This is a genomic window from Spirosoma sp. (genome assembly GCF_048594605.1).
In the GTDB taxonomy this organism is placed as follows: Bacteria; Bacteroidota; Bacteroidia; order Cytophagales; family Spirosomataceae; genus Spirosoma.
Map to the genome: position 1 here is coordinate 1 of NZ_JBMDWV010000333.1, position 7,886 is coordinate 7,886.

Sequence of the window (7,886 nt, forward strand, 5' to 3'; positions counted from 1 at the left end):
GTTCGTGTACGATATGCCCACGAAGCGAATACGCGTGTTTCAGCACGATACGCTGAATGCTGCATCCTTACAGGATGATTACGTAACGGCGCTGGCCAAAGATCCGAAAACGGGCGAGATACTGATCGGGACTAATTCCGGAAAATCGGCCCGGCTGAACCCCCGAACGTACCACTTTCAGTCAATGCCCCAGCTAGGACAAAATCAGGCCATTATGGCGTTTCTGTTCACCCGTACCGGCGACTTATGGGTGGGTGTGAATGGAGCAGGACTTTTTCATCAGGACCCCGTAACCCGGCAGTTTGTTAACTACGTCAACAACGATAACAACCCGCGAAGCCTGGCGTCGAATTCAATTAGCGCGCTGATGGAAGATAGGGCTGGGGTCGTTTGGATTGTTACGGACGATGCCGGTGTTTGCTGGTTTAACCCCACTGTCAGCAAATTTCGCTCGATCTTCGACGAAGTCAGTTATCGGCCTGTCACTACGCTGGGTTTCGATGTCGGGGCAATCAGTGTGGATCGACGCAATAATCTCTGGCTGGCAACGCGTGAGGGACTGGTTTATATTGATCCTAAAAATAAGACGTATCGAGTATATCGGCACAATCCTAAAGACCCACACAGCCTGGACAACGACCACACGTATTCGGTGTTGGTTGATCAGCGCGACCGGGTCTGGGTGGGCACAATTGACGGCCTGAACTGGCTGGACCCGAAATCCGGTAAAATGACGCATGTGCCAGTTTTGTCGGTACCAGACGATACAATGGCATTGCCAACGGACAAAAAAACGCTGGATAACGCTATCGTTGGAAATCAGGTGTTTGAGTTGCTTAAGGCACCCGATGGAAGAATTCTTATTGGCACCAATGAAAAGCTGACGATCTACGATCCGGGAACGGGACTTTTTGCGCACCAGCTTAACAACGAACGGATTCGAAAATTGCCGGGGAAAAACTATAACATGCTGTACCTCGACCGTCAGCAGAATCTGTGGGTAGGTGGTTTGGGTCCAGTTTATAAATTTAGCCCTGATTTACGCGTGCTCGCCGAATACGCGCATACCGACGATCCCCAGAGCTTACCCGACGAAGGGGTAACGGATATAACCGAAGATCGGTTAGGAAGAATATGGATAAGTACGGATAATGGCCTGGCACTTCTCGATCAAAAAACGGGCAAATTTCGGGTTTTTACAACGGAGCATGGTTTGCCGCATGATGATATTTCGGCCTTGAAATTAATTGGCGATACGCTCTGGGTCAGCACTAGTCAGGGATTGGCATCACTCGATACGCGTCGGCTGAAGATTACGGTATTCGACGAGACAGATGGTACGTCGCCGTCAGAATTTGAGTCGTCTTCGGTAGCTAGCGATTCGACGGGACGTCTGTACTTTGGAGCCATGCGCGGCCTGGTGTATACCTATCCGAATCGGATTCGCCAGAATCAATACATACCGCCCGTCTTTCTGACGTCGTTTCGGGTAAAGGGGCAGGAGTTACTAAAAAATTCGCAGACCGTTTCTCCTGAATTCGTCCTGCAGCCTACGCAGAATCAATTTACGTTCGAGATGGCCGCGTTGAGCTATGATAACCCTGCTGACAACAAATATGCTTATCAACTGGAAGGGTTTGAGGAGCGCTGGAATCAGAATGGTAACCGGGCCTTCGCCAGCTATACCAACGTACCGCCCGGCGACTACGTACTGCATGTCATTGCCGCCAACAACGATGGCCACTGGAATACAGCGGGTTATCGATTACCCATAACAATTCTGGCGCCTTTCTGGCAAACCTGGTGGTTTCGGATTATAACGCTGTTTGCACTGCTGGGGCTAACGGGCTACGTAGCGCGCTGGCGCGAAAAACAACTGGCCAGGCAACAACGTGAACGTAGCGAGCTGCGCGAACGGATTGCAGCTTCGGAAATGAAGGCGTTACGTTCGCAGATGAACCCGCACTTTTTGTATAATTCCCTGAATGCGATTCGCTTGTTTGTTCTGAAAAACGACAGCGATAACGCCGACAAATACCTGGTTAAATTTGCCCGACTCATGCGGCTGATTCTGGACAACTCGCGCCAGGAGTGGGTGACGCTGGCCAGTGAGCTGGAGCAACTGACGCTGTACCTGGAACTGGAGCAGTTACGTTTCGATAACATGTTCGATTATTCGGTGACCACTGATCCTGCGCTGACCCTTGATCGTACGCAGATTCCGCCGATGATTATCCAGCCTTACATTGAAAACGCAATCCTGCACGGTATGGCTCATAAGCAAAGCAAAGGCCGCATTCAGGTGAATATTGAGTGTAAGGCCGATCACCTGAACTGTACGGTGGATGATAATGGCGTGGGTCGGGAACGAGCGCAGACGCTAAAAAAACAGTCGCCAAATCATCAGAGTGTTGGTTTGCGCGTGACCGAAGACCGACTCCAGTTGATTGGGCAACGTAGCGGTCAGGCCGCTGGCGTTACGATTATCGACAAATACGATGATGAACAGCAACCAACCGGAACGCAGGTTGTGATTCAGATGCCGTTCATCAATCAGTAAAATTGATAGGTCAACTAACTGTAAGCTAGAGTATACCGATTGTTTGCTCAACGTTTCCAGTTGTTAACCCATGCTGTTCAGTGCGATGTTCTTTTCTCAATTTTGTGCTACTCTAACGTACTGCAAACCGGAGCAGCACCAAACTGAGAAACTACTATGCAACTTAATCTGAAACCGTACTACTGGCTTTTGCTGGGTATTATCGTTACGTTCGTACTGATCGGTGTTATTGGTAACATACTGATTCTGAACGGGGTCGCCAGCCCGTTCTGGCGAAAGGCTGGACCCTACGTAGCGTTTGCGTTATTCTTCCTGTTTGGCATGTCGCTGGTACCTATTTCGCTGAAAGGTTTTGTGGTGTCTCAGTACAAAATCGGAAACGCAAATCTACCGATGGTCCAGTTGATTAGTCAGCACATCAAACTGGTCATGATTGCGGTTTGGTCGGTGTTTTTGCTCGGGCTCGTCATCGCTTTACCGTTTATGATAAAGGATGGCTTCTTCGACCAGGCGCAGGCAGATACACCAACCGACTTATATCAACGAAAATAAATCGCTCACACCCAGCATCCGTTTGCTGATAAATCCTTCGCCAAACTCCACGCCAATCATATGGCCGTGTTCGCGAGTACGCGATTCCAGAAATTTCATAAACGCTTCGCCCGAAATATAGCTCTGTGGTTCAGTGCTTTCCGGATCGAAAAACTGACTTTTGTAGGCTTTTATGGCGTCCAGTTTCTGATTCCAGTAAGGCGTTACGTCCACAACAAAATCAGGTTTCAGCGACCGGTCCTGTATGAAATGATATACATAGATAGGGCGGTGCGCTTCCTGAGGCTGCCCGTCTTTTCCAACGGTTTTTATTTGCCGTAGCCCCGAATAAAAGCAGGCATCAACCACAAGCTGGGCGGCCCGTCCGTGATCAGGGTGCCGATCGTCGGGTGTGTTGGTCAGCACAATCTGGGGTTTATATTCCCGAATCAACGGAATCAGTGCCAGTTGATGCTCTTCGTCATTACGAAAAAAACCATCCCGGAAACCCATGTTTTCGCGGGCCACTAACTTCATAATGCGGGCACCTTCTGCCGCTTCCTGCGCCCTGATTTCGGGCGTGCCGCGGGTGCCGAGTTCGCCACGGGTCAGGTCAATACCGGCTACAGTTTTTCCCTGGGCAATCAGGGAGAGAACTGTTCCTGCGCAGGTCATTTCAATATCATCAGGGTGGGCCGCAATGGCCAGTACGTCAGCAGTCATGCAATTGAGAGGGTAACATCTGATCCAGCGAAAATGCCGTGGTTAACAAATCTCTAATCAATCATGGAGCCGATTTGTTCCGAATTTGTCCGGTGAGATTCTTTTTCAACAGAATTTAGCAGGGGTTAGCTCTCCGAAAAATACCTGTCAGTACCCACTAACGCTACATATGTATGCCCGATTAGACGTCTCTGTAGGTGATTACTACGTATTGATCACACTTCCGAAAGACTTTAGCGGTAAACAAAAAGGATTTGTCGGTAAACAGGCCAGTATGTACATCTGAGAACTTCCCGAAAGTACTGAACTTGCAGGAAGTTTAGCGCGAAGCTTATGCAGAGTCGATCCTTACGTATTGCCATTCACATAGTCGGCGGGCTGGCCTTCCTGGCATTGCCTTATTTCTTTACGTCCGGTGGATTTTCGAAGCTGGCGGAACTGAGTTATAATCCGCACGAACAGCGAAACCTGTTATCGTACCTGTTGACGATTGGGTTTTTCTACGTCAATTATTACGGACTGATTCCACGGCTGTTTTTTGAGAAAAAATACATTCCGTACGCACTTAGCGTGATCGGATCGTTTCTGCTTATTCATTTTCTGCTGGTCGAAATCAATCAGCGGGGCGTAGGACCAGCCAGCTATACGAACAACCCGCCACAACACCCGAATGAACCACCTCCTTCTTTTTTTCGGAAGCCCGTACCTCCTCCTGCCCAGCCCGGTGGGCGTCCTTCACAGTCTCAAATGCCACCAGGACCTGCCCCCGGCGAAAATCCCGAACAGGCAGGATTTCCGATTGAATCGAGTCAGACGTTTTTCCTGTTTGCGCTCAGCTTTCTGCTATCGCTGATGCTACGTATCAACGATCGACTCCGGGAAACTGAACGAGAAAAAATTCAGACCGAGCTATCGTATCTGAAAGCCCAGATCAACCCCCATTTTCTGTTCAATACGCTCAATAGCATTTACTCGCTGGCCATTGAACAGTCGGTCCATACCGCCGATGCGATTGTTGAACTCTCTTCTTTCTTGCGGTACATTACGAAAGAAACGCAGGAAGAACGGGTTTCGCTGTCTAAAGAACTGGGCTATATTGGGCACTACGTAGCGTTACAGAAACTGCGTCTGGCTGATACGGTTCAACTTACGTTTACGACCACCGGCAACGCACAAGGCAAATCAATTGCCCCGTTGATATTGATATCGTTTATCGAGAATGCATTCAAATATGGTGTAAATCCGCAGGAAGATTCGGTGATCACCATTGAGATTTCGGTTCAGGAAAACGAGTTGCACACACGGGTTTTCAACAGGAAAGTACACGTAACGCAGCACCTTCAAACGGCCGGAAGCGGTATCGGTCTGACGAACACCAAAGCCCGGCTAAATTTGTTGTACCCTAATCAGCATCGTTTGGCCATCAGCGACAGGGCCGACGATTTTACCGTTGATTTATTCCTGACCCTCTCATGATTCGAGCCATTGCTTTAGACGACGAACCGCCTGCACTACGTGTGATTACCCGCTTTTGCGAACAGATTGATTTTATTGATCTGCAAAAAACGTTTTCCCGCACTGATCAGGCCCTTACGTATCTTGAGCAGTTTCCGGTCGATCTGTTATTTCTGGACATCAATATGCCGTCTATGTCAGGCATTGAATTCTATAAATCCATACCTCACCAGGCGATGGTCATTTTTACAACCGCTCATGCCGAACATGCGGTAGAAGGTTTTAATCTGAACGCGGTTGATTATCTGTTGAAGCCGTTTACTTTCGATCGGTTTTTACAGGCTGCCAATCGCGCTTCGGATTACTACCAATTTTTACATGCGCCGACGCAAATCAAGCCTACGTATGTCTATATACGAGCTGATTATCGGTTGTACAAGATTTCGCTGGCGGATATTCTGTTTATTGAAGGGCTCGACGATTATCTGAAAATTCATATTCAGAATAGCCGACCCGTTGTAACGCGGATGACCATGAAAACGATCTTACAAAAACTGGAGGAAACGGACGACAAGACTGAAGGATTCATTCGTGTACACCGATCCTATATTGTTCCGATAAGCCGGATTGAGGCCATTAAGAACAAAACTGTGCTGGTGGCCGGTCAGGAAATACCGATCGGAGCAAGTTATGACGCTGATTTTCAGAAGCGTTTTCCTATTTAATGTATTAATTATTAAGTCTTTAGTATTAAGTCTTTAGTATTGCCCTCTGCTAGCTATTCGTTTCGATAACGGTAACCTTTTTTCGACGCCTGGGCAGGCGAAACAGATTGCTGCCCGCTTCTTCGGGCGTCTGATCGCCAAGTAATACGCCCCACGGACGTAGGCTATCGACACGATCGAAAATGACTTTCATAATAGCAATGGCCGGAATTGACAGAAACATACCCGATACGCCTGCCAAAGCGCCACCCACCAATACGCCTACGATAGATACAAGCGCATTTACCCGAACCTTAGACGCGACAATGAGCGGAACCAGTATGTTGTTATCGATGAACTGAACGACCAGAAAAATCGCGACAACGCCAATAACCACTGATAATTCCGGGTTATTGCTGAACGTAACCAGCACCGCCAGTACCGTAGCGACTAATCCACCGATGTACGGAATCAGGTTAAGAATAGCGGCCATAACGCCCAGCAGAAGCGCATACTGAACGTTTAAAATTAGTAAACCAACAGAGTTGAGGGCCGCGACAGCCGCTGTTTCGATCAGTAAACCAACCATATAGCTCTGGATAACCCCCTTCACCTCGCTCATCACTTCGCGCACGCGATCGGCATATTTTTCGGCAAACAGAACAACAATAAAATGCAAAAGCATGGTGCGGTAGTAAAGCAGCAGAAAAATGTAAATAGGCACCAGCGTAAGCGTACCGAGTGGGCCTGTAATTATACCCAACGTACTGGGGTCCTGCAACGTGTCGATCGTTTGAGCTTTGGCTTTCTCAATGTACTTCTCCTGCTGGTAGTAACTAATATTGTATTCACGCTTGACCCAGATTTGAATCCTGCCAAAAAAATCGTTGAGATTCTGTTTGATTTTAGGCACATCGTCCGTGAAATCCGCCAGTTGCATTGATAGCAACACCGTCATGCCAGCAAAAAGGATGATCGCCAGCAGCAAAGACAGACTAATGGCAACTACTTTATGCATACCTAGCCGAATTAGCCGATTCTCGACCGGACGTAGTAACACGGCGATCAGCCCCGACATGGCCAGTGGCACCAGAATGCCCTGACCCAGATAGATGGCTGCTGCAAGGATGGCAAGCCCAAGCAGTGTGTGCGAAAATTGGTGATAGTGAGGGCGTGTATACTCAGAAGCCATAAAAGTAGAATTTAATAGGGGGTAGTCGCGTACTCAACTTTGCTGCTTTGATTTTGTTTATGCCCGCCTTTCTGCTGACATCTTCACGGTTAAGACTGGCTTTCGGTAAACTTGCCGTATTTTTGCAGTTTATATACTCATGACGTCAAGTATCCGCGATATCGCTTATAAACTTCGGCAGGGGCAGCTTATTGCCCTCGCCGACGAAACCGGCTGGTCGGTGGCCGCCGATCCTGTTAACGATGCGGCCGTTGCGCAGCTGCTTACTTTAACGGCTGTTATGCCTGCCGAATTACAGCCCACTGTGCTTATTAAAAATGCTGACCAGCTAACGCTATACGTAGTGAAAATGCCCGACGTAGCCTACGATCTGGTCGATTTTGCTGAAAATCCGCTGACAGTTGTTTATGATCAGGGCAAAAATCTGTCAACAGTATTTCTGCAACCAGTTGCTACGTCGGACGGAGGTTCGATGGTCGATGGGGTAGCCGTTCGCCGGGTTTTGAATGTTGATATACAGCAGTTAATCGGCAGCTTTGGACGCGGCTTGTTAGCCGTTCCGTTCGAGGCTTTAGCGTTGCCGCCAGTGGCTGAAGCCCTTGTTGTGGATCGATTTGGGGTGCTTCCAGGAATGCCGAAACGATCCCGCATCATGCGTCTGCAGGCAAATGGTGAAGTGAGTTTTATTAGAAAATAAGCCGTCCGTCAGGAATCGTTAGTA

Annotated in this window: 7 protein-coding genes; 5 read left to right on the forward strand and 2 right to left on the reverse strand. The window is 48.6% G+C overall.

The genetic code is table 11. The features are described from left to right. Both ACOJS8_RS20270 and ACOJS8_RS20275 read left to right on the forward strand, forming a co-directional pair. A partial coding sequence (locus ACOJS8_RS20270) for a two-component regulator propeller domain-containing protein (RefSeq protein WP_420150373.1) occupies nt 1-2,560 on the forward strand: 2,560 nt, incomplete at its 5' end. A 156-nt stretch (nt 2,561-2,716) separates the two neighbouring features. Further along, nucleotides 2,717-3,112: a hypothetical protein gene (locus ACOJS8_RS20275; protein WP_420150374.1), complete on the forward strand. Its 396-nt coding sequence runs from the start codon at nt 2,717-2,719 to the stop codon at nt 3,110-3,112. On the opposite strand, the gene bshB1 is transcribed toward ACOJS8_RS20275, so the two are convergent. Beyond that, complete coding sequence (gene bshB1 / locus ACOJS8_RS20280) at nt 3,095-3,814, reverse strand: bacillithiol biosynthesis deacetylase BshB1 (protein WP_420150375.1); 720 nt, start codon at nt 3,812-3,814, stop codon at nt 3,095-3,097. The genes ACOJS8_RS20275 and bshB1 overlap by 18 nt on opposite strands. A 333-nt stretch (nt 3,815-4,147) precedes the next feature. Between bshB1 and ACOJS8_RS20285 the strand changes: the two genes are divergently transcribed. Then, nucleotides 4,148-5,290 (forward strand): sensor histidine kinase, encoded by a 1,143-nt coding sequence (locus ACOJS8_RS20285; protein ID WP_420150376.1) that lies wholly within the window; start codon nt 4,148-4,150, stop codon nt 5,288-5,290. After that, on the forward strand, nt 5,287-5,994 hold the full coding sequence (locus ACOJS8_RS20290) for a LytR/AlgR family response regulator transcription factor (protein ID WP_420150377.1): 708 nt from the start codon (nt 5,287-5,289) through the stop codon (nt 5,992-5,994). The genes ACOJS8_RS20285 and ACOJS8_RS20290 overlap by 4 nt, the downstream gene beginning before the upstream one ends. Before the next feature lie 49 nt (nt 5,995-6,043). Here ACOJS8_RS20290 and ACOJS8_RS20295 read toward each other — a convergent pair whose 3' ends face one another. Further along, nucleotides 6,044-7,165 carry an AI-2E family transporter gene (locus ACOJS8_RS20295; RefSeq protein WP_420150378.1) on the reverse strand — a complete coding sequence of 374 codons (1,122 nt, stop codon included), beginning with the start codon at nt 7,163-7,165 and terminating at the stop codon, nt 6,044-6,046. Between the two features lie 139 nt (nt 7,166-7,304). Between ACOJS8_RS20295 and ACOJS8_RS20300 the strand changes: the two genes are divergently transcribed. After that, entirely contained in the window at nt 7,305-7,862 is a 558-nt protein-coding gene (locus ACOJS8_RS20300) for an L-threonylcarbamoyladenylate synthase (protein ID WP_420150379.1), read from the forward strand. Nucleotides 7,863-7,886: the final 24 nt, after the last annotated feature.